Below are 22,921 nucleotides of genomic sequence, written 5' to 3'. Positions count from 1 at the left end.
GTTAGACCTCCTCAACTGTTACGAGGTGGCGCACCACGTTGATCAGACCGCGGTTCTGTGCGTTGTCCTCACGAACAACGGTCTGACGGATGCCCTTGAGACCGAGCGTGCGCAGAGAATCCTTCTGGTTCTGCTTGGTCCCGATGATGCTCTTGATCTGAGTGACCTTGAGATCTGCCATTACTTCACACTCCCAGCAGCCTGTGCGCGAGCGCGAAGCATGCCGGCGGGTGCAACCTCTTCGAGGGTGAGGCCGCGGCGAGCCGCAACTTCCTCGGGACGCTGCAGACCCTTGAGCGCAGCAACGGTCGCATGCACGACGTTGATGGCGTTGTCGCTACCGAGCGACTTCGACAGGATGTCCGCGATTCCAGCGCACTCCAGCACGGCGCGCACAGCGCCACCGGCGATAACACCGGTACCGGGGCTTGCCGGGCGAAGCATGACGATGCCGGCAGCAGCCTCACCCTGAACGGGGTGAGTGATGGTGTTGGCGATCATCGGGACGCGGAAGAAGCTCTTACGAGCCTCCTCGACACCCTTCTGGATGGCCGCGGGAACTTCCTTGGCCTTTCCGTAGCCGACGCCGACCAGTCCGTTGCCGTCTCCGACGATCACCAGAGCGGTGAAGCTGAAGCGACGACCACCCTTGACGACCTTGGAAACGCGGTTGATCGTGACAACGCGCTCGATGAACTGTGACTTCTCCGCAGCGTTTCCGCCACGGCCACCGTCGCGACGGTCACGGCCGCCACCACGGTTGTCCCCACGAGCGTTGCTGTTGTCACCGCTGTTGGGGCCATTCTGTCCGGCGGGTCCGCTTCCGCCGTCACGCCTTTGACGTCCCGGCATCAGGCTGTCCTTCCGTTGAAAATGTTGGTCATCAGAACTTCAACCCGCCTTCGCGAGCCGCGTCTGCCAGGGCCGCGATGCGACCGTGGTAGCCGTGTCCGCCGTGGTCGAAGACAACTGCTTCCACGCCGGCAGCCTTGGCGCGCTCGGCGATCAGCTGACCGACCTTCGCGCTCGCAGCCTTCTTGTCGCCTTCTGCCACGCGCACGTCGGCTTCGATGGTCGACGCGGAGGCCAAGGTGTGGCCTGCCAGGTCGTCCACGAGCTGGACGTGGATGTGGCGCGAGGACCGGTTGACGACCAAGCGGGGACGCTCGGGCGTGCCGGAGACCTTCTTGCGGAGACGGAAGTGACGACGCGTCTTCGAGAGACGACGCTTGGTGGACGCATCCTTGCCCAGCGGAATCCGCTTGGCTTTCTGGTTTGCAGTCTGGCTCATATCACTTACCCGTCTTTCCGACCTTGCGGCGGATCTGCTCACCCTCGTAACGCACGCCCTTACCCTTGTACGGGTCCGGACGACGGAGACGACGGATGTTGGCCGAGATCTGCCCGACCTTCTGCTTGTCGATGCCGGACACCGAGAACCGGGTGGGCGACTCGACGACGAAGGTGATGCCTTCGGGAGCCTCGATCGGCACCGGGTGGCTGAAGCCGAGCGCGAACTCGAGGTCCTTGCCCTTCAGTGCCACACGGTAACCAACACCGTGGATCTCCATCTTCTTCGTGTAACCCTCGGTAACACCGGTGATGATGTTCGCAACGAGGGTCCGCGACAGACCGTGCAGCGCGCGGCTACGACGCTCGTCGTCGGGGCGGGTGACGCTCAGCGAGCCGTCCTCTGCCTTTTCGATTGCGATGGGCTCGGAGATGGTCAACGCGAGGGTGCCCTTGGGACCCTTGACGGTGACATCCTGGCCGCTGATCGTGACGTCAACGCCCGCGGGGACGGTGACCGGAATCTTTCCAATACGCGACATTGTGGTGGCCTCCCTTACCAGACGTAGGCGAGGACTTCCCCGCCTACTCCTTGATTGGCCGCCTGGCGATCGGTGAGCAGACCGGACGACGTGGAGATGATGGCCACGCCGAGGCCTCCGAGGACCTTGGGCAGGTTGGTGGACTTCGCGTAAACCCGGAGACCGGGCTTGGAAACGCGACGCACGCCGGCGAGGCTACGCTCGCGGCTGGGTCCGTACTTCAGGTCGACGATGAGGGTCTTGCCGACCTCAGCGTCTTCGGTACGGAAATCGGAGATGTAGCCCTCGCGCTTGAGGATCTCGGCGATGTTCGCCTTGATCTTCGAGTGGGGAAGCTTCACCTCATCGTGGTACGCCGTGTTGGCGTTGCGCAGACGCGTCAAGAAGTCTGCGATGGGGTCAGTCATGGTCATAGGTCGACCTCGACACCTTTCTCGCTGTGGTTCCCATGCAACACCGGACGAATCCGATCGTGGGCCTCCAGCAATTCGGCTGGGCCGTCCGACTTGTGTCAGACGGCGTAAGTTACCGCACCGAGCTGAACGCATGCGTCAGCCACGGCAACCGCTCTAGTGTAGGGAACTTTGGCGCAGGTGTCCACCGAGATGCCACGTCGCCTACCTCACCATCGCCCGGAAGACATGCCGGGCCAGGTATCGAGGCGTCCCGAAATCTGAACTGCTCGTTCGAGACCGAAGATCGACATCGACGGCCGATGGATCATCTCGATCCAGAGTTGCAGCAGGACAGTTCTTTTCAGGATCAGCACGATGCGCATTCAGCGCACATCTCGGTTGAAACGCCGAATGGGCGTGGGTTCCAAAGGAACCCACGCCCATTCAGATGCGTGGTGTGACGAAGCCCGAGGGCCTCAGATCACCAAGAGCTCTTGCGAACTCCGGGAAGCTCGCCGGCGTGAGCCATCTCGCGAACGCAGATACGGCACAAGCCGAACTTGCGGAACACCGAGTGCGGGCGACCGCACCGCTGGCAGCGGGTGTAGGCGCGAACCGCGAACTTGGGCTTCTTGTTGGCCTTGTTGACCAATGCCTTCTTAGCCATGCGCTCAGTTCTCCTTGAACGGGAAGCCGAGGTGCTTGAGCAGTGCACGGCCTTCTTCGTTGTTGGTTGCGGTGGTCACGACGGTGATGTCCATACCGCGGGGGCGATCGATCTTGTCCACGTCGATCTCGTGGAACATCGACTGCTCGTTGAGGCCGAACGTGTAGTTGCCGTTGCCGTCGAACTGGTTGCCCGAGAGACCGCGGAAGTCGCGGATACGGGGCAGAGCGACAGACACGAGGCGGTCCAGGAACTCCCACATGCGGTCGCCACGGAGGGTGACGCGTGCGCCGATGGGCATACCTTCGCGGAGCTTGAACTGCGCGATGGACTTACGTGCCTTGCGGATCTCGGGCTTCTGGCCCGTGATCAGCGACAGGTCATGGACAGCGCCGTTGATCAGCTTGGCGTCACGGGCAGCGTCGCCGACGCCCATGTTGACGACAACCTTGACGACGCCGGGGATCTGCATGACGTTCGAGTAGTCGAACTCGCTGTTGAGCGCGTCCTTGATCTCAGCGCGGTAGCGTGCCTTGAGGCGCGGCTGGACCTTGTTTTCGGTGGAGGTCATGTCAGATGTCCTTCCCGTTCTTCCGGGAAATCCGAACGCGCTTGCCGGACTCTTCGTCGGTGCGGTAGCCCACGCGAGTGGGGTTTCCGTCCGAGTCGACGACTGCAACGTTGGAAACGTGGATCGGGGCTTCCTGCGTGACGATGCCGCCGGAGGATGCTCCGCGCTCGTTCGCGGAAACCGCGGTGTGCTTCTTGATTCGGTTCACGCCTTCGACGAGGACCTTGTCGGTCGCGGGGTAGGCCTGAATGACCTTGCCCTTCGCGCCCTTGTCCTTGCCGGCGATGACCAGAACGGTGTCACCCTTGTGCACCTTCATCACAGCACCTCCGGGGCAAGCGAAACGATCTTCATGAACTTCTTCTCGCGCAGCTCACGGCCGACGGGTCCGAAGATGCGGGTTCCACGGGGATCACTGTCAGCCTTGATGAGCACTGCAGCGTTCTCGTCGAACTTGATGTAGGAACCGTCCGGACGACGGCGCTCCTTGGTCGTACGAACGATGACGGCCTTGACGACCTCACCCTTCTTGATGTTTCCACCGGGGATTGCGTCCTTGACGGTGGCGACGATAACGTCACCGATCCCGGCGTAGCGACGTGACGAACCGCCGAGAACGCGGATGCAAAGGATTTCCTTGGCACCCGTGTTATCAGCGACGCGAACTCGCGACTCCTGCTGAATCACTTGATCTCCCTAGACCTGGAATTTCGTGCGCAACGGATTACCGACCCGGTGCGCGCGGTCATTGTTGCCACCTGCGTCGTGTCTGAGCTGCAGTCCCACCGACTGACGCCGGGAGACGATCACTGCAAGCACCGTTCGAGCTGCGCACGTGAAGACACACCTCTGCCACAGGCAACCGTTCTATTGTAGGGAAGGGTTCGCCGATTACCAAATCAGCACTGCTCGACGCAACTCGAACCCCTCACCCGGAACAATCTCGGAAAGCCTGAAACGCCGAATGGCCCACTCCCCCAAGGGGAAGCGGGCCATTCGGTGATACTCGATCAGCTCGAGGATTCGATCAGGCTTACTTGGCCTTTTCGAGGACCTCGACCAGACGCCAGTGCTTCGTCGCGGACAGCGGACGGGTTTCCATCAGCTGAACGCGGTCGCCGACGCCGGCAACGCCGTTCTCGTCGTGCGCCTTCACCTTGGTCGTACGGCGGATGATCTTGCCGTAGAGCTTGTGCTTGACGCGGTCTTCGAGCTCGACCACGATCGTCTTTTCCATCTTGTCGGACACGACGTATCCGACACGGACCTTACGGCTCGCGCGCTCTTCTGTGCTCACTGCTTTTTCCTCACTCATGCCGCGTCACCTGCATCCGGACCCACAGCGAGTCCGAGCTCACGCTCACGCAGGACGGTGTAGATGCGCGCGATCTCGTGACGAACGGTGCGCAGTCGTCGGTTGTTGTCCATCTGGCCGGTAGCCATCTGGAAACGAAGGTTGAAAAGCTCTTCCTTCGACTCACGGAGCCGGGTGACCAGCTCGTCTTCACTGAGCTCGCGGAGCTCTGCTGCTGGGGTTCCAGTAGCCATCAGAACTGCTCCTCTCTGGTCACGATCCGGCACTTGCACGGGAGCTTGTGCATCGCGCGGCGCAGGGCCTCACGAGCAATCTCCTCGTTGGGGTATGTCATCTCGAACAGAACGCGTCCGGGCTTGACGTTGGCAATCCACCACTCGGGCGAACCCTTACCGGAACCCATTCGGGTTTCGGCCGGCTTCTTCGTGAGGGGGCGATCCGGGAAGATGTTGATCCAGATCTTGCCGCCACGCTTGATGTGCCGAGTCATGGCGATACGAGCGGACTCGATCTGCCGGTTGGTGATGTAGGCAGGCTCGAGAGCCTGGATGCCGTAGTCACCGAAGGTCACCTGGGTACCGCCCTTGGCGGCACCCGAACGGCTCGGGTGGTGCTGCTTGCGGTGCTTGACCCGCCGTGGGATCAACATGCGTCAGCCCTCCTGATTCTGTTCAGTTGCGGGAGCATCGGCGGTTGCGGTCGCTGCGCGGCCGGCCTCGGTGCTGGTCGCAGTGGTACCGGTGGCACCGGAACGACGCGGACGGCTCGGACGCTCACGACGCGGGCGATCCCCGGCCGGTGCGGCCGTGTTGGCGGCGAGCTCACGCTTGCCACCGACGATGTCGCCCTTGTAGATCCAGACCTTGACGCCGATGCGACCGAAGGTGGTCTTGGCCTCGTAGAGGCCGTAGTCGATGTCCGCACGAAGCGTGTGCAGCGGCACACGGCCTTCGCGGTAGAACTCCGACCGGGACATCTCGGCGCCGCCGAGACGACCGGAGCACTGAACGCGGATTCCCTTGACGTTGGGCTGACGCATGGCCGACTGGATGGCCTTGCGCATTGCACGACGGAAGGCAACGCGGTTCGAGAGCTGCTCGGCCACACCCTGTGCGACGAGCTGTGCTTCAGCTTCTGCGTTCTTGACCTCGAGGATGTTCAGCTGAACCTGCTTGCCGGTCAGCTTCTCGAGCTCGGAGCGGATGCGATCGGCTTCGGCGCCGCGGCGGCCGATGACGATGCCCGGACGTGCAGTGTGGATGTCCACGCGAACACGGTCACGGGTGCGCTCGATTTCGACCTTCGCGATTCCTGCGCGCTCCATGCCGGTGGCGAGGAGCTTACGGATCGCGACGTCTTCCTTGACGTACTCCGCGTACTGCTTGTCTGCGTACCAGCGAGACTTCCAGTCGGTGGTGATGCCGAGACGGAAGCCGTGCGGGTTGATTTTCTGGCCCACTACTGAGCACTTCCCTTCCGGCGATTACGGGTCGATGTTCCGGTCTTCGGCAGGCTCTCCACGATCACGGTGATGTGACTGGTGCGCTTGCGAATACGGAACGCACGTCCCTGTGCACGCGGCTGGAACCGCTTGAGGGTCGCGCCCTCGTCCACGAACGCCGTAGCAACGACAAGCGTGCTGGGGTCGAGGTCGAGGTTGTTCTCGGCGTTGGCTGCTGCGGAGGCGATCACCTTGGCGACCGGCTCGCTCGCTGCCTGCGGCGCGAACTTCAGGATGTTCAGGGCGTCTTCAACCGAGCGCCCGCGGACCAGGTCCACAACTCGACGTGCCTTCATCGGCGTAACGCGAACGTGCTTCGCTACGGCCTTGGCAGTCGGGTTGGCGGTTTCGGTGTTGCTCATCGCCTCTTCGCCTTCCGATCATCCTTGATGTGACCCTTGAACGTGCGGGTCGGTGCAAACTCTCCGAGCTTGTGTCCGACCATGGAGTCGGAAACGAACACGGGGACGTGCTTGCGGCCGTCGTGAACTGCAAACGTGTGGCCGATGAAGTCCGGGATGATTGTCGAACGACGGGACCAGGTCTTGATGACCTGCTTGGTTCCCTTTTCGTTCTGTACATCCACCTTCGCGAGGAGGTGGTCATCGACGAACGGGCCCTTCTTAAGGCTGCGTGGCATCCTTCACTCCCTCCTAGCGCTTGTTCTTGCCGGTGCGGCGGCGACGGACGATCATCTTGTCGCTTGCCTTGTTCTTGCGGGTACGGCCTTCCGGCTTACCCCACGGGCTGACCGGGTGGCGTCCACCTGAGGTCTTGCCCTCGCCGCCACCGTGCGGGTGGTCGACCGGGTTCATCACGACACCACGAACGGTCGGGCGCTTGCCCTTCCAACGCATACGGCCGGCCTTGCCCCAGTTGATGTTCGACTGCTCGGCGTTGCCGACCTCGCCGACGGATGCGCGGCAGCGCACGTCGACGCGACGGATTTCACCGGAAGGCATACGCAGCGTGGCGTAGCTGCCTTCCTTACCGAGGAGCTGGATGCTGGCGCCTGCGGAACGAGCCATCTTGGCTCCGCCGCCGGGACGCAGTTCCACACCGTGGATGGTGGTACCAGTCGGGATGTTGCGCAGCGGCAGGTTGTTGCCCGGCTTGATGTCGGCGCCTGCACCGGACTCGATCGGTGAACCCTGCACCAGGCCCTTGGGGGCGATGATGTAGCGCTTCTCACCGTCTGCGTAATGCAGGAGTGCGATGTTTGCTGTGCGGTTGGGGTCGTACTCGATGTGAGCGACCTTTGCCGGGATGCCGTCCTTGTCGTTGCGACGGAAATCGATCAGTCGGTATGCACGCTTGTGTCCGCCGCCCTTGTGACGGGTGGTGATACGACCGTGTGCGTTACGTCCACCGCGACCGTGCAGCGGGCGAACCAGCGACTTCTCGGGGGTCGACCGAGTGATCTCGGCGAAGTCCGAGACGCTCGAGCCACGACGGCCCGGTGTTGTCGGCTTGTACTTACGGATTGCCATGAGTCTTCTCGTCCTCTATGTCTCGTCAAGTCCCGGCGCTTACGCGACCGGTCCTCCGAAGATCTCGATGGGCTTGCTGTCAGCGGACAGGGTCACGAGCGCGCGCTTGGTGTCCTTGCGCTTGCCGTAACCGAATCGGGTCCGCTTACGCTTGCCCTGACGGTTGGCGGTGTTGACGCTGGTCACCTTGACGCCGAAGACCTTCTCGACGGCAATCTTGATCTGCGTCTTGTTCGAGTCCGGGTGCACCAGGAAGGTGTAGGTGCCTTCCTCGATCAGTCCGTAGGACTTCTCGGAGATGACCGGAGCGAGCAGGATGTCGCGGGGGTCAGCGATGGTGCTCACTTGGCGTCCTCCTTGTTCTGAGCGCTCTCTGCGGGCCCGTGGATGAACGCGTTGAGTGCCTCGACGCTGAACACGACATCGTCTGCATTGAGCACGTCGTAGGTGTTGAGCTGGTCGGGTGCAATGGGATGCACGCCTTCCAGGTTCTGCACGCTCTTCCAAGCGGCTACATCTTGGCGACCCACGACGAGCAGCAGCTTCTTGCGATCCGAGATCTCGCCGAGGAACGCGATAGCGCCCTTGGTCGAAGGCGTCTGCCCTGCAACCAGCTCGGTGATGACGTGGATGCGCTCGTTGCGTGCGCGGTCAGAGAGGGCTCCGCGCAGAGCGGCTGCCTTCATCTTCTTGGGGGTGCGCTGGCTGTAGTCACGCGGCTGCGGGCCGTGAACGGTTCCGCCGCCGACGAACTGCGGTGCGCGAGTCGAGCCCTGGCGTGCGCGGCCGGTGCCCTTCTGGCGGTACGGCTTCTTTCCACCGCCGCGGACGTCGCCGCGGGTCTTGGTGGAGTGGGTTCCCTGACGAGCAGCTGCGAGCTGCGCGACGACAACCTGATGGAGAAGCGCGATGTTGGCCGGAGCGTCGAAGATCTCAGCGGGGAGATCGACGGTGCCGTTGGTCTTGCCGCCGGCGACCTTGACGTCCAGGGTCAACTTGGTCTCGGTGCTGGTCATGCCCGTGCACCACCCTTCACTGCACTCTTGACGATCACGAGGCCGCCCTTGCGGCCGGGGATCGCACCCTTGATCAGCAGCAGGCCGTTCTCGGCATCCACCTTGTGGACCGAGAGGTTCTGCGTCGTGATGCGGTCGCTACCCATGCGTCCGGACATGCGCATGCCCTTGAACACGCGGCCGGGAGTTGCACAGCCACCGATGGAGCCCGGGCGGCGGTGAACAGCCTGGGTACCGTGCGACGCGCCCTGTCCCTTGAAGCCGTGACGCTTCATGGTTCCGGCGAAGCCCTTGCCCTTGCTGGTTCCGGTGACGTCGACGTATGCGCCGTCCTCGAAGACCTCGGCGGTGAGCTCCTGGCCGACCTCGTAGTCGGAGGTGTCCGCAACGCGGAGCTCCACTACGTGGCGACGCGGGGTCACACCAGCCTTGGTGAACTGGCCGGAAGTCGGCTTGTTCACCTTGCGCGGGTCGATGGCGCCGAACGCGAGCTGAACGGCGCTGTAGCCGTCACGCTCTTCGGTACGGATCTGGGTTACGACGTTCGGCCCAGCCTTCACGACGGTGACCGGGACAACCCGGTTGTTCTCGTCGAAGACCTGGGTCATGCCGAGCTTGGTGCCCAGGATTCCCTTGATCTTGGTATCAGTCATTGTTTTTGTCTCCGCCGTCACTGAATGTTCACGTCGACACTGGCCGGAAGGTCGATGCGCATGAGCGCGTCAACCGTCTTCGGCGTCGGGTCGAGAATGTCGATCAGCCGCTTGTGAGTACGCATCTCGAAGTGCTCGCGCGAGTCCTTGTACTTGTGCGGCGAGCGGATGACGCAATATACGTTCTTCTCGGTCGGCAACGGCACAGGTCCAACGACGCGGGCACCCGTACGGGTTACCGTCTCGACGATCTTGCGCGCTGACGCGTCGATCGCCTCGTGGTCGTAGGCCTTGAGCCTGATGCGGATCTTTTGTCCCGCCACGCTTAGTGTCCTTTTCTTGCCGCGTTTCGTAGCCCGCCTGGTCAGGCTCGAGCTACCTCGTCTGCACAGTCCTTGCCTGGACGATGACACGACGAACACTGAAGCGATCGGGACCAAGTCCAAGTTCTCGGGAGTACCGAGATTCGGATCGAGATCAGGATCTGCTGCCGCTGTTCGTTTGTCATTGTTCTCCGGTACACGCGGTCGGGCGTGTCGCCTTCTCACTCATCCTGCGCCGGATAATCTTTCGATCATCTGGCGCGTGATGCGTACCGGACGTGTTCGATGTCGAACACAAAGTAGGTACTGCTTCCGTCCTGCATTACTTCTCGTCTTGCATGGTCACAGTCGTAGACCCGATTACCCTTGACGGGATCTGCGATCGATCGTCTGTGACGTCTTACCCTTACCCGATCACGGCCGCAAACGACCGCGTCCCGGACAAGGCAACCCGACCAGTATGCCGTACCTGGCCCAATTCCTCAACTCCCCCGAACCGCCTTTTCCGAGTGAGCTGCGCGACAACAACCTTACTCAGAAGTAAGATAGGTCCATGACTACCTCCAGCCCTACCTATCGCGGATGGCAGAAATTGCCGGACAACGCCCTCGGACATGCAGTTTTCTCGGCGGCGATGTCCATTCGCGTCCCCTATTTCGCCTCCGTTCTCCCCCGGGTGACCAAGCTGGAACCAGGGCTCTGCGAGGTCCGCTCCCCCAAATGGTGGGGTGTCCACAACCATCTCGGCACGTTTCACGCGATCGCAGCTTGCAATCTCGCGGAGGTCGCAATGGGCATGCTGAGCGAAGCGACGGTTCCGAACTCGCACCGCTGGATCCCCAAGTCGATGAAGGTCGACTACCTCGCCAAGGCCGAAACGGGTCTGCGAGCAGTCGCCCGCCTCGAGACCTTGCCGGACTTCGCTGCGATCGACAGCGGAACTGAACTGGTCGTTCCCATCTCGATCTTCGACCGCGACGGCAAGGAAGTAGTCCACGCCGAGATCACCACTTGGGTCACCCCCAAATAGGCACCCACGTAGGCGGCCACGAACCCGCCTGCATCGCAAGCTAATTCGCCCGCCAACAGGTTTCGCAGAAATTCGGGCCGCCGCAGGTTTCGGCGAAAGACGATCGTGGAACACCTCCCCGAACGGCGATGGTCGGTCGGGGTGCCGGTGTCCGGAGGTGATTTACGTTCCGGACACCGCATTGTCGACCTCGCGTCACGCCGAGCACCGGGAGGCCTCGTGGAAGAGTTCTTGACCACAACGAGTTCCGAATCAGGCACGGAGACCCGGGCGTATCCGGACAATGCCGAGGGGTTGGACAGCTTTCGGCGCGACCTCGACGCCATCGACGCTCTACTTCTCGAAACGGTGCGGCAGCGGCTGGAACTCTGCCTGCGTATCGGCGAGTGGAAGCGCTCCCGCGAGGTTCCGATGATGCAACCCGGCCGAGTCCGCCTCGTGCAGGAACGGGCACGCGAATTCGCCCGGAGTCACGACCTCTCCCCTGACTTCTTCAACTCGCTGTACGAGCTGATGATCGCCGAGACCTGTCGACTCGAAGACCTGGTGATCAACGCGCCCGTTGAGGAGGAGGACACTGTTCGGGAATCCGTCGGACCGAGATCAGGATCATCGACATGAGTTCCCGCACCCTTCTGGTGGACAATTACGACTCGTTCACCTACAACCTGTTCACCCTGTTGACCGAGGTCAACGGGGTTGTGCCCACCGTGGTCCGCAACGACGCGGACTGGGATTCCCTCGATCTCGCGTCGTACGACAACGTGGTCATCTCCCCCGGTCCCGGCCGGCCCGATCGCGAGCGTGACTTCGGAATCAGCCGCCGTTTCATCGAGGAGGCACCTCTCCCACTTCTCGGTGTCTGTCTAGGTCACCAGGGCTTGTGCGAGTTGTTCGGTGCCGACGTGGTGGTTGCGCCCGTCCCGATGCACGGCCGCATCTCGCTGATCGATCACGACGGTTCGGGCATCTTTGCCGGACTTCCGTCACCGTTCCGAGCTGTTCGCTACCACTCGTTGACCGTCGAGAATCTGCCGAATGCCTTCGTTCGCACCGCGTGGACCTCCGACGGACTGCTCATGGGTGTCAGACACCGGACCAAGCCGATGTGGGGCGTGCAGTTTCATCCGGAGTCCATCAGTACCGAGTTCGGCATCGATCTGCTCGCGAACTTCCGCGATCTGTCTGTCGGACGAACTCTGGATTCGGTGATCCGACACGAACCGGCGCCACAAACGCCCGACTTGCGACCGGCGATCAACTACGACGTCGACGACGTGACCCTCGATTTTGCCGTGGACCCGTCGGCGGCATTTGCAGCACTGTTCGCCGACGGCCCCAACGCGTTCTGGCTGGACCGCGCGGCCACTGCGGAACCGAGTGCACGCTTTTCGATTCTGGGCGATTCCGCGGGTCCGCTCGCCGAATTCATCACGTACGACGTACAAGCCGGGGTGCTGACGGTCAGCCGAAAAGGCTTGTCCGACGAGCACATTCGAGTTCCGTTCTTCGACTACTTGGACGCGCAACTCGCGACGCGCTTCGTGCCCTCGCATCCGGAACTCGACTTCAACCTCGGTTACGTGGGCTATCTCGGCTACGAACTGAAAGCGCAGACCGGAGGAAGGGCAGTACATCCGGCACCCACTCCTGATGCTGCCCTGGTGTTTGCCGATCGCGCCGTCGTCATCGATCACACTGCCGGCCGCACTCACGTTTTGAGGTTACGCGAGAAGGTCCGCGACGCCGGCCACGACGATTGGCTCGAATCGACCATCGACACCCTGGCGCGGATCGGCGCGGACCTTCCGGAACGTACCCCGGTTCCACTGATCAGCGAGACGGTCTGGACACAGGCTCGACTGCGGCATGATCGCGATCAGTACCTGTCGTTGATCGGAACGGCCCTCTCGGAGATCCGGGCGGGTGAGTCCTACGAGGTGTGTCTGACCAACATGGCGAGCGTCGACGAGACGATCGATGCACAGCAGGCGTTCGAGTATCTGCGCTCGATCAATCCGACGCCGTACAGCGCACTTCTCGACTTCACCGGCATCTCGGTGGTCTCGGCCTCGCCTGAGCGGTTCCTTCGTGTCGACTCGGCCGGCAACGTCGAGTCCAAGCCGATCAAAGGGACCCGCCCGCGCGGCGTCACCCGAGCGCGTGATGCTGCCCTACGGCAGGACCTGCTCGACAGCGAGAAGGACCGCGCCGAGAACCTGATGATCGTGGACCTCACCCGCAACGACCTCACCAAGGTCTGCGTTCCGGGAAGTGTCCACGTTCCGAGGCTGTTCGCGATCGAGTCGTACTCGTCCGTTCACCAAATGGTGTCGACGGTGCGCGGACATCTGAGTCCGGGGTCGTCGGCGGTGGACTGTGTGCGTGCCGCGTTCCCCGGTGGATCGATGACCGGCGCCCCGAAGGTACGGACGATGGAGATCATCGACCGTCTCGAATCCGGCCCACGTGGGGTCTACTCGGGATCGATCGGGTACTTCGCGCTCGGTGGCGCCGCGGACCTCTCGATCGTGATCCGGTCGCTGGTCTGCACCGAGAGCGGCGTGACCTTCGGAATCGGCGGTGCCATCACAGCGTTGTCCGATCCGGAAGAAGAATTCGACGAGACCACGGTCAAGGCGTCCACGCTGCTCCGTGCGCTCGATGCGGTGTCCTCGCGGGTCCTCGAGTACGGCGGGTAGATCCAGCCATGACGGCGGCATCAGGCACAGCGACGGTTGTCGGCGGGCTGGGTGCCGTCGGATCCATGTTCGTCGAACTGCTTCGCGCCGGGGGGTCGACCGTCACCGTCGTCGACCCAGCAGGCAGCGATCCCGACGGAGATGTAGTCGTCGGAGACATCACGAAACCCAGTGAGCAAGCCCTCGCGCACGTGGAGTCCTCGCGCATCATAGTGCTCGCGGTTCCCGAACAGGTCGCTCTAGCCGCACTGCCGAGCCTTCGGACATCCGGCGCTCTCGTTGTGGACACGCTGTCGGTCAAATCGCGGATGGACGCAGCAATCGCCGACGCCGGCCGAGAAGGGGAGTTCCTCGGACTCAACCCGATGTTCCGTCCGTCGCTCGGACCGCGTGGACGATCCGTCATCGCGGTGCCGTACGTCGACGGTCCGCAAACCAGAAAGTTTCTCGACGTCGTTCGCTCGTGGGGAGCGTCGGTCGCGGTGATGGACGCCGATCGGCACGACCGATTGGCCGCAGCGACCCAGGTACTGACCCACGCGTCGGTGCTGGCCTTTGGCGTTGCCCTGACCGAACTCGGACTTTCCGCGGACGAACTCCTCGCGGTCGCCCCTCCCCCGCATCGGGCCCTGCTGGCGCTCCTGGCGCGTGTAGCCGGCGGCGAACCGGAGGTGTACTGGGACGTACAAGCGGGCAATCCGTACGCAGGTGCGACACGGAAAGCGCTGGCGGAAGCAACCGCGCAGGTGGACACGGCGGCCGCGACCCTCGGCGACTTCACGAGCTTGATGAAAGTGGCAGAGGCAGCACTCGGTGATCGCTCAGACGAATTGAACGCGGAGTGCCAGAGCCTCTTCAATCGCACTGCCGAAGGGCACGGAGAGATTGCCGAAGGGCACAGAGAGTAGGGCACGATGAGACCTGGAGTGAGTCCGCCCAGCCTCCCGGAGTACGACGCCTCCGATCCGGTCGAGAGTGCAATCGTCCGCCGCCTTGCGAGCAATTGGGCGCGCCGGGCAACCGTGAAGAAGGCGGAGCCGGAACTGGACGATCTCTTCGATTCGTCGTTGTCCGACTACCCCGAAGCACTTCTCCCGTTCGCGGGGCATCCGACCTACCTGGCATTGCGTCCCGAGCAGAAGCAACGCCTGCAGGCCTGGGCATGGATCGCGTTCAACAAGAACGTCATGGACATCGAGAAGTACGTCGTCAACCCCGGGTTCGACGTTCTCGCCGAAGACCGTCTCGGCGTCGGACTCGGAGATCGGGCTGCAGTTGCCGTCAATCAGGCGATGGTCGACGAGCAATATCACACGCTCATGCACTTCAATGCCAGTTCAGCGACCCGTCGAGGCAGGGGCTGGGAGCTTCCGTCGAGGGCATTGCCCGACGTCCTGACGGTCCGCACGCGGGCGCAAGCTCTCGACGCAGCCGAGGGGCCGCGCAAGATCGCGCTCACCGAGTTGGCGTTCATGACCGTCGCGGAGGTGTCGATCACCGCGTACCTCGACCTGATCTCGGACGATCCGGGCGTTCAGTCGATCAACCGCGCGACAATCCGGTTGCACGCTCGCGACGAGTACTGCCATGCCTCCATTGCCGGGGAACTGGCGGTGCTGGTCTGGGATTCCCTGGATCGTGGAGATCGCAGCTATCTATTGGAAGGCTTCGAGGGCGCCATGCGCGCTTTCAGCGGAACCGACTTCGGCGCTTGGCGAGCAATCATGGAAATCGAAGCCATACCCGGCGGGCAGAAGATGCTCGACGACGTCGAATCGGTGCCGCGCAACGAGATGTTCGTGCAGGACTACAGCGGAATAACGTCCCTGCTTCAAAAGCTACAAGTTGCACCGGAAGTAACAATCGCTGTAGAAAAATATTCTGCCAGTTAATCCCGTGCAATAAAAGAAATAGTCGGCAACGAACCCAAACCAGAAATATTCCGCAATTATCGGGCACTCCCGATTATTCAGCTAGATACGAGCTTTCTTGTATAAATACCGGACGGATTTCTCAAGAAAAGACGGGAAGGTCCCGCGCCCGCTGCCTCCGACCCAAGACCCGAGAAGAGAGGTGTCCGGAATTCTTGTCATACATTCGATAAAGAGGCCACAAGATTGCATGTAGAATACTGTCCGCTGCAATCAAGAATGTAAACTTCCAATTCGATACACCATGATGCGCGAGGGTTTTCCTCGATGCTCGATTATATCGCGCATACACTCGCGGCGAACTAACTCCACGTCTCCCCGAAACCTTTGCGGCCATGCTCGAGATCTGCCCCACTGCGCAACGAACATGCGCCATGCAGAGGGATAGATCGATATCCTCGTGAATGTCGGTTCGATCGCTGACCGCATCCCTAACTGCCAACCAAGCCGACCGACGCATCGCCATGTTACTGCCTGGAACTGCAACAACGGGCCGAACCGCCCCCTGGGCTCTGCGACCGAGGCGCCAATTCGTCCATCGGCGCTGAAGCCCGGCGATCGGAGATTCATAAAGGTAAGTCAGGCCAGTTACGCCCGAGAAATCGTCGCGACGCTCGAAGAATTCGTGAACCGCAACGGCCCAGCCTTCCCCCACGATCGTATCTGCGTCAATACGTCCGATGAGTTCACCGCTAGCCGCATCAAACCCTTTGTTTCTCGCATGCACAACCCCGGGGCGGGATTCATTGAGAAGCCGAACCTTGGGATAACTACTTTGATATTTCTTGATCAACGCGGAAGTGTTGTCCGAGGAATTATTGTCAACGACGATGATTTCGTCGACATATTCACCTTGAGCAATGAGCGCTTCGATGCACGTTTCGATGTATTCAGATTCATTAAAAGCCGGAACAACCACCGACAACGCCGCGTTCACCATTTCCCAACGGTATCGCGAATCTCTCCACAAGACATTGAGCAGCGGGCCCAGGGACCAATCGGGAGGAATCGGAGGAATTTCATCACCGGTCAAATCAAAGACCTCCGTGCCAACACATCTGAATACCCACCTGCGCAGATGCGCTGAAAATCTATTTGGTCATTCGTTCAATTAGAGGAGGTCCTCCCGTTACAAAGAATATTTGTGATTCTTGCCACAAGGTGAAATTGAGGGTGAGAGTTCCTGGCAGGAGCCACACACTCCCTGTCACGCGTCCGATTGCCCGAGTGTCGGTTTGACCCTCCGGTAACATCTGAGCGGAGATCACGGATAGAAGACAGAAGGCATCTGTGCGCCCGTCGGGAGCGCGTGCCCGTTCCGACAATGCAGACAGCGGAGTGTTGATGCCCTTTTCCACGGACGCAGCGGTACTAGTGGAGGACGTACACAAGTCCTTCAAGAACGTGCACGCGCTGCGAGGGATCAACTTCACCGCCCCACGTGGGACAGTGCTCGGCATCTTAGGTCCCAACGGCGCAGGCAAGACAACGACAGTGAAGGTCCTCTCCACGCTTATTCGTCCCACCAGTGGACGCGCGATGGTGGCTGGCTACGACGTCGTGCGCAATGCTCCAGAGGTTCGACGCTCCATCATGATGACCGGGCAGTTCGCCGCCCTGGATGATGCACTCACCGGCCGGGAGAACATCGAACTGTTCGGCAGGTTGATGGGGCTCGACCGAATGTCCGCCAAGGTGCGCGCTGCCGACCTGCTGTCTCAATTCGACCTCGTCGAGGCTGGATCCCGAGTAGTCAGGAACTACTCCGGCGGTATGCGCCGACGAATCGATATCGCGTGTGGCCTGGTTGTCCGCCCCGAGGTCGTTTTCCTCGACGAGCCGACCACCGGCTTGGATCCGCGCAGTCGGCAGAGCGTCTGGTCGCTGGTTCAGTCGCTGAAGGAGCAGGGAATCACCGTGCTCCTGACAACTCAGTACCTCGAAGAAGCAGATTTACTGAGCGACAACATCATCGTCATCGACAAAGGCGCAGTCATTGCCGAGGGGACTGCTGACCAGTTGAAGGCTCGAACCGGCGCAAGCTTCTGCGAGATCGTGCCCGCAGATCTCAAACAGCTGCCTCACGCGGTCCATGCACTGGGCAATCTGGTCCCCCGTGACTTCAGATTCGATCTGGCTCAAGAGAGCGGGCGGATCGCAATCCCCGCACCTGTCGGCGCAGGAACCCTCTCCGAAGCACTGCGCCGTCTGGACCACGCACGGATTCCGCTTGCAGACATCGCGCTTCGTCGCCCGTCACTCGATGACGTCTTCCTTTCACTCACAGGTGAACAGCACGTAAGCGAGACACCGTGACGACAACTACAAAATTCGGGGTCGATCAAGTGACTGTCCGTGAGGACACTCGCAGCAAGATTGCAGTCCCCGAGGCATTGAGCGTTGGAAAGCACCGCCGACCACATCCGTCGGCGATCAATCAGTGGTGGGTGCTGACGGCACGCACCGTCAAATCCATGGTGAAGCGTTACGAACTACTGATCGCGGTAGTCGCGCCATTGATCTTCACGATCGGTTTCTACCTTCCGTTGAAGTTCGTCATGCAACTTCAGGGCATCAACTATGCCCAGTTTCTGATGCCGATCATCGTGCTGCAAGCCATGGCCTTCACGTCGATCTCCGCCGCTCAGATGTCCTCGACCGAATCGATCACCGGCTTCAGCAACCGCATGAAAACCATGCCAGTAGTCGGCCCCGTGCCGCTGTTGTCTCGTCAATCGAGTGGCTTCGTCCGTTCGACAGTCTCACTTGCCGCGGCATTGACCTTCGGCCACTTGATCGGTTTCCGATTCTCAGCAGGCATGGGTCAGGCAGTTCTGTTTTGTGCGATCGCCCTCGCGTTCAGCACTTGTCTGTCCTTCGCCGGTGATGCAATCGGTTCACTGTCGAAAAGTCCACAAGCCACCAGTCAGGCGCTGACACTCCCCCAATTGATTCTGGGGATGTTGTCCTGCGGTTTCGCGCCCGAGACTGGCTTCCCCGAATGGATTCGGCCGTTCGTGCGCAATCAACCGGTATCGCAGTTTTCATTCGCCATGCGTGATCTTGCGCAGGGCGGAGTCACCTGGGGCGTCCTGTTTCCCGTCGTTGCGTGGACGATCGGGTTGATCGTCTTCTTCGCGCCACTAGCGTTCTGGGCAAGTATGAGGCGGTCATGAGCGAACCGACAGATCGTTTCATGGCGGCCGTCCGACCCGCCGAGGGGTTTAACTTTCCTTACCCGGACAAAGCGCTCCCTGAAAGCTCTTTCAAGGCTCTGGTCGTGCACAGCGGGATTCAGGCCAAGCGTTTGTTGCTCACGTGGCTGCGCGATCCATCAACCACCATCCAAGCTCTTGTGTATCCAGCGTTCATGCTGTTGATGTTCCGAGTCGTCCTTGGCAATTCGATTACAGCAGCGACGGGCCAATCGAGCATCTTCGGAACGGTCCCGCTGATCATCCTCGTTGGCGCCATGTTCGGCTCGATCGCCAGCGCGGTCGGACTCAAAGGCGAACGAGCATCTGGACTCTTGAGCCGGTTCTGGACTCTCCCTGCGCATCGTGCTTCCGGTCTGGTCGGACGCATGATCGCAGAAGCAGTGCGAGTTCTCGTCACCTCCATCGTCATCCTTGGTGTCGGCTATCTGTTGGGATTCCGGTTCAACCAGGGTCCCTTGGCCGCAGTTGCACTCTTGGTATTGCCGATCGTTTTCGGCATCGGCTTCGCAATGATGGTGACGGCGCTGGCAACCGTGGCTGACAATCTGCCACTTGTCGAGATCGTGTCGATCTCCTGCACGCTGTTGATGTTCTTCAACTCCGGCTTTGTTCCGGTGATGGCTTATCCGAAGTGGCTGCAACCAGTTGTTGCCGAGCAACCAATGTCCGTGGCAATCGATGCGATGAAAGGCCTCTCCTTGGGTGGACCCGTCGCCGAACCTCTGCTCAAGACATTGGCCTGGTCATTCGGGATGGTCGTGGTCTTCGTGTATCCGGCGATACTCGGATACCGACGCGCCGCTTCGGATTGACAACCACCTGGGTGTTGCCTGGTGGATCCGTACGCGCGGTAACGTCTACGGCTGACCATCCGAATTACAAGTAGTTCAGACTCACGAAACACGATTGCCGAGCAGTTTCGGCGGCACAGTTGAACCAACCGAAAGGCGTTGTCTTGACTCGAAAACTTCGGTCCCCCTGGAGGCGCACCGTCGCAGGTGCACTGATGGCGGCAAGCGTCGTCCTTGTTTCCAGCAGCGTGGGCATCGCCGGTGCCGCACCCATTGCACACCAGGGTGGGGGAGACGCTGCACAGGACGATTCGGACGGGTCGTACATCGAATCTGTCGAGCGAGTCAATGATCGCCAGATCGTCGTAAATGTCTACGCAGCATCGATGGACAAGTCGGTCCCCATCCAGGTGATCTTGCCTGCAGACAACTCTCAGCCGCGCCCTATTCTGTACCTGCTCAACGGCGCTGATGGTGGAGAAGGCACAGCCACGTGGGACCGCCAAACTGATGTGGTCGATTTCTTCGCCGACAAGAACGTCAATGTTGCGATTCCGGCTAAAGGCCTGATGTCGTACTACACCGACTGGGAGAAGGAAGATTCCGTACTCGGAAAGAACATGTGGAGCACCTTCCTAGGCAAGGAGCTTCCTCCACTTCTGAACAAGGAACTCGGCAGCAACGGCGATCAGTCGATCGCCGCTATCTCGATGTCTGCGACCTCTGTTCTGAATCTTGCGATCGAATACCCCGGGTTCTACAAGTCCGTTGCGTCCTATTCAGGTTGTGCACAGACCAGCGACCCGATGGGGCAGGCTTTCGTACGGGCGACCACTGAATGGATCGGCGGAGTTGGCGACATTCAGAACATGTGGGGCCCATTCGACGGTCCGGGCTGGGTCGAACACGACCCGGTAGTCAACGCCGAAAAGTTGCGTGGCACTCCCCTGTACATCAGCACGGGTAGTGGCTTGCCCGGCTTTCCGAACGATACCCCGGAGAACCCTCGCATCCAGGATGGCCGAGCCGCGATGTTCGACCAGATTGTTGTGGGAGGACCAATCGAATTCGCGACTAGCATCTGCACCGGAAACCTCGCTCGACGACTTGCCGACCTGAATATCCCGGCAACTGTGGACTTCCGGCCGGTGGGTACGCATTCGTGGGGTTACTGGCAAGACGACTTGCACAAGTCATGGCCGTTCATCGCCCAGTCCCTCGGGGTCTGATCCCGAGACGCGGATTCTGTAAGCAAGTAGCAAAGCGAGCAACCAGATTCAGCACGCAAGGAAAGAATGAACCGATTCGCTCTGGCAACGCTGGCGTCTTTGTCGGCCTGTGTGGTGCTGGCCGGAATGCCAACAGCTGCATCAGCAGACCCGGCGGAACCCACGCCCGGATTGTCCAGCATGGGTCCTTCCCCTGCCGGCGCCAACGACTGGGATTGCAAGCCAAGTCTCGAACATCCCCGTCCGGTGGTACTCGTACACGGGACCGGGATGAGCATGACCGACACCTGGGATGTTATGGCGCCTCAGCTTGCTGATTTGGGCTACTGCGTCTTTGCGCTGAATTATGGCGGTGTGCGCGAAATTCTGAATCCCAATGCTGTGCATTGGGGAATCACCGACATTGCAAGCTCCGCTGAGGAGCTTGCAATGTTCGTTGACTCGGTGAAATTTCACACCGGTGCGGCACAGGTGGACATCGTCGGTCATTCCCAGGGAGGCGTCGTTGCTCGCCAATATCTAAAGTTCAACAGTGGAGCAACCCCTGCAGATCCATCGAAGAATTCAGTACACTCGCTCGTCAGTCTTGGCGCGACAAACCACGGAACTACATTCGGCGGTCTTCAAGCGAACGCACGATCACTGTCTGGGATGGGTCTCCCTGGCGATCTTCTCGTCCAAGCGATCTGGGGGCCGGCCGGCGTCCAACAACTCAGCGGCACACCATTCTTGACAGCACTCAACGCGGGATCCGAGACGCAACCCGGAATCGAGTACACCGTAATCGCTTCGGCTCACGATGAAATCTCGACGCCGCCCGAGGCAACTTTCCTTCGTCCAGGTGATGGCGCAGTGGTGCATAATGTCTGGACTCAAGATAACTGTGCCGGGAACACTGCGTCCCACGGACAGTTGGTCAGAGATCCTCACACTCTTGATCTCGTCAAGTCAGCGCTTGACCCAGAGTACCGTTCGCTCCCTTGCGAATAGGCACGCTGAACAAGTAACAGCAGGGTCGAAGTAGGCTGGCGGCGCGGAGAAATCCAGCGCCGCCAGCCTATTTTTGTATCGTCGTGCACGTCTGTGGGTCGGGCTCGACGACATGACGCCGAGCCCGGCCCACAGATCGGGGATCACCGAGATCGCGTCAGGAATTCAGCACGGCGGCAATCATCGGACCGATCTCCTCCAGACCCTCTGGCGTCATCATCGAAACATGGTTCACACTTGCCCGACGAACATCGATTTCGCCGTCGATCAGCGAACGCCACGGATCGACCCCGTCGGCCTCGGTCTCATTGGATCCCACGAACAGCACTGGCCCCGTGCATGTGTCCGGCTCGTATTCACGTGTCAGCGCCGCGGTTCGCGCGATGCTCGAGAACAATCGCCTGATATCGCTGGCATTGAGCCCGATCGCTCCGCCGTTTACGGCGGTCAAGACATCACTCGCACAGTCGATCGACAGGTTCTCGAGGTCTTCGTCATCCGGAATGACGACGCCCAAGCCAGCAACTTCGTGTCTGACCATCGTCGCAAATGCTTCATCATCCAAGCTCACGGGCGAGCCGTCCAAGATCACCAATGCACTCACCTTCTCGCCGAGGGCTTCGAGCCTTGCCGCGATTCCATGTGCGACAACTCCACCGAACGACCAACCCAGAAGTCTGTACGGCCCTTGCTGTTGCACTGATCGGATCTCGGACACATACCGATCTATGTAGTCGGTCAGTGCAGTCGCGGAGAAGTCCACCTCGGTCAACGCTGGTGTCTGCAGCCCGTAGAGCGGCACAGATCTGTCGACGAATGCAGCGAGAGGTGCGTACGGCCAGGCCAGCCCGACCATTGGATGCACGCAGAACAGAGGAAGCTCAGATCCGCGTGCACGCAAGGGCAACGTGACAGCGAGTGCCGCATCAAGATCCAGTTCAAATCCAACGTGCATACCGGTAACCAACTTGTCGGACATCTCCAGCACCGTCGAGCTGGTGAATAGCATGCGTAGCGGAATCTCAGCCGAAATCGCTTGGCCCAACTTCGCTGCCAACCGCGTGGCGATCAGGGAGTTTCCGCCCAATTCGAAGAAATCGTCATCGAGACCGACCCGATCAATGCCGAGCAATTCTTCGAACACCGAAGCAACAAGTCGCTCGACCTCCGTGACCGGAGCCCGGAACACCGCAACCTCGAACACCGGCTCCGGCAACAACTTCCGATCCAACTTCCCCGAAGCATTGAGCGGAAACGCATCCAACAC

At 60.8% G+C, this 22,921-nt stretch carries 33 protein-coding genes; 10 read left to right on the top strand and 23 right to left on the bottom strand.

The genetic code is table 11. The features are described from left to right. Position 1: 1 nt before the first annotated feature. The 21 genes from rpmD to rpsJ form a co-directional block, all read right to left on the bottom strand. Positions 2-181 carry a 50S ribosomal protein L30 gene (rpmD, locus tag ACFWAD_RS28350; RefSeq protein ID WP_003940751.1) on the bottom strand — a complete coding sequence of 60 codons (180 nt, stop codon included), beginning with the start codon at positions 179-181 and terminating at the stop codon, positions 2-4. After that, a complete protein-coding gene (gene rpsE / locus ACFWAD_RS28345) occupies positions 181-852 on the bottom strand; it encodes a 30S ribosomal protein S5 (protein ID WP_003940718.1) in 672 nt (223 codons plus the stop codon). Before rpsE ends, rpmD begins: the two co-directional genes overlap by 1 nt. Positions 853-883: 31 nt before the next feature. After that, positions 884-1,291, bottom strand: a complete 408-nt coding sequence (gene rplR / locus ACFWAD_RS28340) for a 50S ribosomal protein L18 (RefSeq protein WP_003940996.1) — start codon at positions 1,289-1,291, stop codon at positions 884-886. A 1-nt stretch (position 1,292) separates the two neighbouring features. Further along, positions 1,293-1,832: a 50S ribosomal protein L6 gene (rplF, locus tag ACFWAD_RS28335; RefSeq protein WP_003940970.1), complete on the bottom strand. Its 540-nt coding sequence runs from the start codon at positions 1,830-1,832 to the stop codon at positions 1,293-1,295. Positions 1,833-1,846: 14 nt separating this feature from the next. Further along, positions 1,847-2,245 carry a 30S ribosomal protein S8 gene (rpsH, locus tag ACFWAD_RS28330; protein ID WP_003940873.1) on the bottom strand — a complete coding sequence of 133 codons (399 nt, stop codon included), beginning with the start codon at positions 2,243-2,245 and terminating at the stop codon, positions 1,847-1,849. 209 nt (positions 2,246-2,454) lie between these two features. Beyond that, positions 2,455-2,610: a hypothetical protein gene (locus ACFWAD_RS28325; RefSeq protein WP_378549877.1), complete on the bottom strand. Its 156-nt coding sequence runs from the start codon at positions 2,608-2,610 to the stop codon at positions 2,455-2,457. A gap of 98 nt (positions 2,611-2,708) precedes the next feature. Continuing rightward, positions 2,709-2,894 (bottom strand): type Z 30S ribosomal protein S14, encoded by a 186-nt coding sequence (locus ACFWAD_RS28320; RefSeq protein WP_003940698.1) that lies wholly within the window; start codon positions 2,892-2,894, stop codon positions 2,709-2,711. 4 nt (positions 2,895-2,898) lie between these two features. Beyond that, complete coding sequence (gene rplE, locus ACFWAD_RS28315; RefSeq protein ID WP_003940924.1) at positions 2,899-3,465, bottom strand: 50S ribosomal protein L5; 567 nt, start codon at positions 3,463-3,465, stop codon at positions 2,899-2,901. A 1-nt stretch (position 3,466) separates the two neighbouring features. After that, positions 3,467-3,784 (bottom strand): 50S ribosomal protein L24, encoded by a 318-nt coding sequence (rplX, locus tag ACFWAD_RS28310; protein WP_003941019.1) that lies wholly within the window; start codon positions 3,782-3,784, stop codon positions 3,467-3,469. Continuing rightward, positions 3,784-4,152 (bottom strand): 50S ribosomal protein L14, encoded by a 369-nt coding sequence (gene rplN / locus ACFWAD_RS28305; protein ID WP_003940951.1) that lies wholly within the window; start codon positions 4,150-4,152, stop codon positions 3,784-3,786. The genes rplX and rplN overlap by 1 nt, the downstream gene beginning before the upstream one ends. A 346-nt stretch (positions 4,153-4,498) precedes the next feature. After that, positions 4,499-4,780 carry a 30S ribosomal protein S17 gene (rpsQ, locus tag ACFWAD_RS28300; RefSeq protein ID WP_003941020.1) on the bottom strand — a complete coding sequence of 94 codons (282 nt, stop codon included), beginning with the start codon at positions 4,778-4,780 and terminating at the stop codon, positions 4,499-4,501. After that, entirely contained in the window at positions 4,777-5,013 is a 237-nt protein-coding gene (gene rpmC, locus ACFWAD_RS28295; RefSeq protein WP_003940734.1) for a 50S ribosomal protein L29, read from the bottom strand. Before rpmC ends, rpsQ begins: the two co-directional genes overlap by 4 nt. Beyond that, positions 5,013-5,429 (bottom strand): 50S ribosomal protein L16, encoded by a 417-nt coding sequence (rplP, locus tag ACFWAD_RS28290; protein WP_003940899.1) that lies wholly within the window; start codon positions 5,427-5,429, stop codon positions 5,013-5,015. The genes rpmC and rplP overlap by 1 nt, the downstream gene beginning before the upstream one ends. A gap of 3 nt (positions 5,430-5,432) precedes the next feature. Beyond that, a complete protein-coding gene (gene rpsC / locus ACFWAD_RS28285; protein ID WP_003941003.1) occupies positions 5,433-6,239 on the bottom strand; it encodes a 30S ribosomal protein S3 in 807 nt (268 codons plus the stop codon). After that, positions 6,239-6,643, bottom strand: coding sequence for a 50S ribosomal protein L22 (gene rplV, locus ACFWAD_RS28280; protein WP_003940717.1), 405 nt, complete (start codon positions 6,641-6,643; stop codon positions 6,239-6,241). Before rplV ends, rpsC begins: the two co-directional genes overlap by 1 nt. Beyond that, positions 6,640-6,921 carry a 30S ribosomal protein S19 gene (gene rpsS / locus ACFWAD_RS28275; protein WP_003940820.1) on the bottom strand — a complete coding sequence of 94 codons (282 nt, stop codon included), beginning with the start codon at positions 6,919-6,921 and terminating at the stop codon, positions 6,640-6,642. The genes rplV and rpsS overlap by 4 nt, the downstream gene beginning before the upstream one ends. A 13-nt stretch (positions 6,922-6,934) precedes the next feature. Beyond that, positions 6,935-7,771: a 50S ribosomal protein L2 gene (gene rplB / locus ACFWAD_RS28270; RefSeq protein ID WP_033231378.1), complete on the bottom strand. Its 837-nt coding sequence runs from the start codon at positions 7,769-7,771 to the stop codon at positions 6,935-6,937. Between the two features lie 39 nt (positions 7,772-7,810). After that, positions 7,811-8,116: a 50S ribosomal protein L23 gene (gene rplW, locus ACFWAD_RS28265; RefSeq protein WP_003940990.1), complete on the bottom strand. Its 306-nt coding sequence runs from the start codon at positions 8,114-8,116 to the stop codon at positions 7,811-7,813. Then, a complete protein-coding gene (gene rplD, locus ACFWAD_RS28260) occupies positions 8,113-8,787 on the bottom strand; it encodes a 50S ribosomal protein L4 (RefSeq protein ID WP_003940723.1) in 675 nt (224 codons plus the stop codon). The genes rplW and rplD overlap by 4 nt, the downstream gene beginning before the upstream one ends. Beyond that, on the bottom strand, positions 8,784-9,440 hold the full coding sequence (gene rplC, locus ACFWAD_RS28255; RefSeq protein WP_003940826.1) for a 50S ribosomal protein L3: 657 nt from the start codon (positions 9,438-9,440) through the stop codon (positions 8,784-8,786). The genes rplD and rplC overlap by 4 nt, the downstream gene beginning before the upstream one ends. A gap of 17 nt (positions 9,441-9,457) precedes the next feature. Continuing rightward, positions 9,458-9,763 carry a 30S ribosomal protein S10 gene (rpsJ, locus tag ACFWAD_RS28250; protein WP_003938093.1) on the bottom strand — a complete coding sequence of 102 codons (306 nt, stop codon included), beginning with the start codon at positions 9,761-9,763 and terminating at the stop codon, positions 9,458-9,460. Between the two features lie 553 nt (positions 9,764-10,316). Between rpsJ and ACFWAD_RS28245 the strand changes: the two genes are divergently transcribed. From ACFWAD_RS28245 to ACFWAD_RS28225, 5 genes are all read left to right on the top strand, one after another. After that, the gene (locus ACFWAD_RS28245) at positions 10,317-10,793 is read left to right on the top strand and encodes a hotdog fold domain-containing protein (protein ID WP_378534470.1); all 477 of its coding nucleotides are present in this window, start codon (positions 10,317-10,319) and stop codon (positions 10,791-10,793) included. A gap of 231 nt (positions 10,794-11,024) precedes the next feature. Beyond that, a complete protein-coding gene (locus ACFWAD_RS28240; protein WP_378549874.1) occupies positions 11,025-11,414 on the top strand; it encodes a chorismate mutase family protein in 390 nt (129 codons plus the stop codon). Continuing rightward, a complete protein-coding gene (pabB, locus tag ACFWAD_RS28235; RefSeq protein ID WP_378549871.1) occupies positions 11,411-13,495 on the top strand; it encodes an aminodeoxychorismate synthase component I in 2,085 nt (694 codons plus the stop codon). Before ACFWAD_RS28240 ends, pabB begins: the two co-directional genes overlap by 4 nt. Before the next feature lie 8 nt (positions 13,496-13,503). Further along, on the top strand, positions 13,504-14,403 hold the full coding sequence (locus tag ACFWAD_RS28230) for a prephenate dehydrogenase dimerization domain-containing protein (protein ID WP_378549868.1): 900 nt from the start codon (positions 13,504-13,506) through the stop codon (positions 14,401-14,403). A 6-nt stretch (positions 14,404-14,409) separates the two neighbouring features. Continuing rightward, positions 14,410-15,387 (top strand): diiron oxygenase, encoded by a 978-nt coding sequence (locus ACFWAD_RS28225; RefSeq protein ID WP_378549865.1) that lies wholly within the window; start codon positions 14,410-14,412, stop codon positions 15,385-15,387. Between the two features lie 121 nt (positions 15,388-15,508). Here ACFWAD_RS28225 and ACFWAD_RS28220 read toward each other — a convergent pair whose 3' ends face one another. Then, on the bottom strand, positions 15,509-16,366 hold the full coding sequence (locus tag ACFWAD_RS28220; RefSeq protein WP_378549863.1) for a glycosyltransferase: 858 nt from the start codon (positions 16,364-16,366) through the stop codon (positions 15,509-15,511). A 404-nt stretch (positions 16,367-16,770) separates the two neighbouring features. On the opposite strand from ACFWAD_RS28220, the gene ACFWAD_RS28215 reads away from it, so the two are divergent. The 5 genes from ACFWAD_RS28215 (at position 16,771) to ACFWAD_RS28195 (ending at position 21,654) form a co-directional block, all read left to right on the top strand. After that, a complete protein-coding gene (locus ACFWAD_RS28215; protein WP_378549860.1) occupies positions 16,771-17,742 on the top strand; it encodes an ATP-binding cassette domain-containing protein in 972 nt (323 codons plus the stop codon). Continuing rightward, entirely contained in the window at positions 17,739-18,602 is an 864-nt protein-coding gene (locus ACFWAD_RS28210) for an ABC transporter permease (protein WP_020969035.1), read from the top strand. Before ACFWAD_RS28215 ends, ACFWAD_RS28210 begins: the two co-directional genes overlap by 4 nt. Further along, positions 18,599-19,456, top strand: coding sequence for an ABC transporter permease (locus ACFWAD_RS28205; protein ID WP_020969034.1), 858 nt, complete (start codon positions 18,599-18,601; stop codon positions 19,454-19,456). Before ACFWAD_RS28210 ends, ACFWAD_RS28205 begins: the two co-directional genes overlap by 4 nt. A 194-nt stretch (positions 19,457-19,650) precedes the next feature. Beyond that, positions 19,651-20,664, top strand: a complete 1,014-nt coding sequence (locus tag ACFWAD_RS28200) for an alpha/beta hydrolase (RefSeq protein ID WP_378549855.1) — start codon at positions 19,651-19,653, stop codon at positions 20,662-20,664. 66 nt (positions 20,665-20,730) lie between these two features. Continuing rightward, positions 20,731-21,654, top strand: a complete 924-nt coding sequence (locus ACFWAD_RS28195; protein WP_378549852.1) for an esterase/lipase family protein — start codon at positions 20,731-20,733, stop codon at positions 21,652-21,654. Between the two features lie 157 nt (positions 21,655-21,811). Here ACFWAD_RS28195 and ACFWAD_RS28190 read toward each other — a convergent pair. Further along, positions 21,812-22,921: thioesterase domain-containing protein (locus ACFWAD_RS28190; protein WP_378549849.1), on the bottom strand; the 1,110-nt coding region annotated here is incomplete at its 5' end.

Source organism: Rhodococcus sp. NPDC059969, from assembly GCF_042738325.1.
In the GTDB taxonomy this organism is placed as follows: domain Bacteria; phylum Actinomycetota; class Actinomycetes; order Mycobacteriales; family Mycobacteriaceae; genus Rhodococcus_F.
The sequence above is the reverse complement of the archived record's forward strand: the minus strand, read 5'-3'. Positions and strand labels throughout refer to the sequence as shown.

Coding starts and splice junctions, on each gene's coding strand:
- rpmD (WP_003940751.1), bottom strand. CDS start 181: ATGGCAGATCTCAAGGTCACTCAGATCAAGAGCATCATCGGGACCAAG.
- rpsE (WP_003940718.1), bottom strand. CDS start 852: ATGCCGGGACGTCAAAGGCGTGACGGCGGAAGCGGACCCGCCGGACAG.
- rplR (WP_003940996.1), bottom strand. CDS start 1,291: ATGAGCCAGACTGCAAACCAGAAAGCCAAGCGGATTCCGCTGGGCAAG.
- rplF (WP_003940970.1), bottom strand. CDS start 1,832: ATGTCGCGTATTGGAAAGATTCCGGTCACCGTCCCCGCGGGCGTTGAC.
- rpsH (WP_003940873.1), bottom strand. CDS start 2,245: ATGACCATGACTGACCCCATCGCAGACTTCTTGACGCGTCTGCGCAAC.
- ACFWAD_RS28325 (WP_378549877.1), bottom strand. CDS start 2,610: ATGCGCATCGTGCTGATCCTGAAAAGAACTGTCCTGCTGCAACTCTGG.
- ACFWAD_RS28320 (WP_003940698.1), bottom strand. CDS start 2,894: ATGGCTAAGAAGGCATTGGTCAACAAGGCCAACAAGAAGCCCAAGTTC.
- rplE (WP_003940924.1), bottom strand. CDS start 3,465: ATGACCTCCACCGAAAACAAGGTCCAGCCGCGCCTCAAGGCACGCTAC.
- rplX (WP_003941019.1), bottom strand. CDS start 3,784: ATGAAGGTGCACAAGGGTGACACCGTTCTGGTCATCGCCGGCAAGGAC.
- rpsQ (WP_003941020.1), bottom strand. CDS start 4,780: ATGAGTGAGGAAAAAGCAGTGAGCACAGAAGAGCGCGCGAGCCGTAAG.
- rpmC (WP_003940734.1), bottom strand. CDS start 5,013: ATGGCTACTGGAACCCCAGCAGCAGAGCTCCGCGAGCTCAGTGAAGAC.
- rplP (WP_003940899.1), bottom strand. CDS start 5,429: ATGTTGATCCCACGGCGGGTCAAGCACCGCAAGCAGCACCACCCGAGC.
- rplV (WP_003940717.1), bottom strand. CDS start 6,643: ATGAGCAACACCGAAACCGCCAACCCGACTGCCAAGGCCGTAGCGAAG.
- rpsS (WP_003940820.1), bottom strand. CDS start 6,921: ATGCCACGCAGCCTTAAGAAGGGCCCGTTCGTCGATGACCACCTCCTC.
- rplB (WP_033231378.1), bottom strand. CDS start 7,771: ATGGCAATCCGTAAGTACAAGCCGACAACACCGGGCCGTCGTGGCTCG.
- rplD (WP_003940723.1), bottom strand. CDS start 8,787: ATGACCAGCACCGAGACCAAGTTGACCCTGGACGTCAAGGTCGCCGGC.
- rplC (WP_003940826.1), bottom strand. CDS start 9,440: ATGACTGATACCAAGATCAAGGGAATCCTGGGCACCAAGCTCGGCATG.
- ACFWAD_RS28245 (WP_378534470.1), top strand. CDS start 10,317: ATGACTACCTCCAGCCCTACCTATCGCGGATGGCAGAAATTGCCGGAC.
- pabB (WP_378549871.1), top strand. CDS start 11,411: ATGAGTTCCCGCACCCTTCTGGTGGACAATTACGACTCGTTCACCTAC.
- ACFWAD_RS28230 (WP_378549868.1), top strand. CDS start 13,504: ATGACGGCGGCATCAGGCACAGCGACGGTTGTCGGCGGGCTGGGTGCC.
- ACFWAD_RS28225 (WP_378549865.1), top strand. CDS start 14,410: ATGAGACCTGGAGTGAGTCCGCCCAGCCTCCCGGAGTACGACGCCTCC.
- ACFWAD_RS28220 (WP_378549863.1), bottom strand. CDS start 16,366: ATGGTGAACGCGGCGTTGTCGGTGGTTGTTCCGGCTTTTAATGAATCT.
- ACFWAD_RS28215 (WP_378549860.1), top strand. CDS start 16,771: ATGCCCTTTTCCACGGACGCAGCGGTACTAGTGGAGGACGTACACAAG.
- ACFWAD_RS28205 (WP_020969034.1), top strand. CDS start 18,599: ATGAGCGAACCGACAGATCGTTTCATGGCGGCCGTCCGACCCGCCGAG.
- ACFWAD_RS28200 (WP_378549855.1), top strand. CDS start 19,651: ATGGCGGCAAGCGTCGTCCTTGTTTCCAGCAGCGTGGGCATCGCCGGT.
- ACFWAD_RS28195 (WP_378549852.1), top strand. CDS start 20,731: ATGAACCGATTCGCTCTGGCAACGCTGGCGTCTTTGTCGGCCTGTGTG.